The organism is Actinoalloteichus spitiensis RMV-1378, from assembly GCF_000239155.1.
In the GTDB taxonomy this organism is placed as follows: domain Bacteria; phylum Actinomycetota; class Actinomycetes; order Mycobacteriales; family Pseudonocardiaceae; genus Actinoalloteichus_B; species Actinoalloteichus_B spitiensis.
In genome coordinates, this window is sequence record NZ_AGVX02000538.1 from 1 (window position 1) to 2,161 (window position 2,161).

Genomic DNA, 2,161 nt, shown 5'->3' on the forward strand with positions numbered 1-2,161 from the left:
GGCGAACCGCCACCCGGCCCCCGAACCCGCCCCGCCCCACCCGGCTCGCGCTCCGCTGTCCTCGCGGTCGTCCCAGCTACCCGGACTCCCCGGAGATCCCGCACACCGGCTGCCGTCCGGGCTTGAGCCTCACGCCGCTTGAGACCCGATAGTGGGCGCCGTGAACGAGAACGAGCTGTACTCCATCGGCGACGTGGCGCGCCGTACCGGGTTGAGCGTCAGCGCCATCCGCTACTACTCCGACGCGGGAGTCGTCACCCCCACCGAGCAGACCGCCGCCGGCTACCGGCACTACGACGTGCAGGCCATCGCGCGCCTGGAGTTCGTGCGCACCCTCCGCGAACTCGACGCGGGCCTGGACGACATCCGCCGGGTGCTCGCCGGAGAGTCGTCGCTCCACGACCTCGCCGCCGCGCACCTGGCCGTCGTCGAGGAGCAGGCCCGCCGCTTCCAGGCCAGGCGGGCCGTGCTGCGCAGCATCCTGCGGCAGGACGCCCCGGCCGACCAGGTGGTGCTGATGCACCGGCTCGTCTCGATGTCCGACGAGGACCGGGAACGGCTGCTCGACGAGTTCTGGGCCGAGGTGTCCGAGGGCCTCGACGTCAACCCCGCGATGATCGACCGCCTCAGCCAGATCCGGGCGGTGCTGCCGGACGACCCCACCCCCGAGCAGCTGGAAGCGTGGATCGAACTGGCCGACCTGGTGCGGGACGAGGACTTCCGCGTCGCCGTCCGCCGCCACCTCCACGAGGAGTACTCCACCGAGGCGGGACGGATCATGTCCTCCTCGTCGATGCTCGACTCCATGGACGAGGGCACCCCGATCATGGAGGAGGCGATGGAGGCCCGGCGGACCGGAGTACCGGCGGACTCGGCCCGGGCCCGGGAGATCGCCGACCGGTACGCCACCTGGCTCTCCGGGGTGTGCGGCAAGCCGGACTCCCCCGGGTTCCGCCGGGAATCGGCGAACCAGCTGCGGACCGCCCTGGAGCTGCACGCCACCAGGAGCACGGAGGCCGATCCCGGCTGGGAGTCGCCGTTCACCGGCCCCCACGACCGGTACCAGGACCTGGTGGCGACCATCAACGGGCACCCCAGGAGCGACGAGCTCGTGGACATGATGGTCGACCAGGTGCCCTACGCCTGGCTCGCCGCCGCCCTCACGGCCTCCGCCGGCCCGTCCGAGCCGACGGTTCCCTGAACCGGCGCAGGTGGACCGCACGGGTCGAGGCAGCGGCGCCGTCCTCGGCAGGCGGGAGGCGGCGACCGGCGGCGCCCCGCCGTCCCGCGCCCGGTGCTCAGGCGGTGCGCCGGGCGAGGAACACGTGCTCCCGGCCAGGGCGGTCGGGGGCGTCCCGGACGTCGCGCACCTCGAACCCGGTGGCCACCAGGCTCTCCTCGACCTCGTCCCGGCCGCGGAACCGCAGCGTCGAGTCGGAGGAGAGGACGGTGTCGTCGGACAGGAACCGGTAGACGTGCCGGAAGGACACGTACGGCAGCGCCACGTCGGTCACCTCGAGCCGCGCCTCCACCGGGCCCTCCCCTGGCACCTCGCGGACGACGGGGGTGGCGACGGCCCACCCCTCCCAGGCCCGGCGCTCGGGCCGTCGGGTCTCGAACACCAGGTGACCACCGGGCCGGAGCGCGGCGCGCGCCGCGCGCAGGGCGCCGAGCCAGTCGTCGTCGCCGAGGAAGACCTGTGCGACGTTCCCCGTCATCACGGCGAGATCGGCCTCGACGGCCGGGGCCGCCGTGGCGTCGCCGTGGACCCAGGTGATCCGCCCCGCCGGGTCCTTCGCCCGCGCGGCCCGCAGCGACTCCGCCGCCGGGTCGACGCCCACGACCTCGTGCCCACGCTCGGCGAGCAGGACGGCCAGGGACCCGGTGCCGCAGCCGATGTCGAGCACCCGGCGGGCGCCCAGTTCGTCGACGATGGCGAGGTAGTGGGTCAAGTCGTCCCGGTCCCCGTCGAAGGTGTCGTAGAGGGCGACGAGCCTGGGGTGGGTGAAGATCGCGTCCGGCATCAGGCGACGCTACCCACGGCTGCCCGGCTTCGGACACGGCTTTTCCGGTCCGGTGGGCGGATCACCCCGCTCCCGACCTGGCGCTGGCCGGGTCGGGGGCGGGCGGACGGCCGGCGCCCTGCACCGCCGGCTCCAGT

At 74.2% G+C, this 2,161-nt stretch carries 2 protein-coding genes; one reads left to right on the top strand and one right to left on the bottom strand.

The window, feature by feature from the left end:
- Positions 1-160: 160 nt before the first annotated feature.
- Positions 161-1,201, top strand: coding sequence for a MerR family transcriptional regulator (locus ACTIDRAF_RS0221275; protein ID WP_026066352.1), 1,041 nt, complete (start codon positions 161-163; stop codon positions 1,199-1,201).
- 97 nt (positions 1,202-1,298) lie between these two features.
- Here the strand turns inward: ACTIDRAF_RS0221275 and ACTIDRAF_RS0221280 are convergent, their stop codons facing one another.
- Complete coding sequence (locus ACTIDRAF_RS0221280; RefSeq protein WP_016700738.1) at positions 1,299-2,024, bottom strand: class I SAM-dependent methyltransferase; 726 nt, start codon at positions 2,022-2,024, stop codon at positions 1,299-1,301.
- Positions 2,025-2,161: the final 137 nt, after the last annotated feature.

Bases quoted from the DNA above. Each gene is read 5' to 3' on its own strand.
- ACTIDRAF_RS0221280 (WP_016700738.1), bottom strand. From the start codon at position 2,024: ATGCCGGACGCGATCTTCACCCACCCCAGGCTCGTCGCCCTCTACGAC.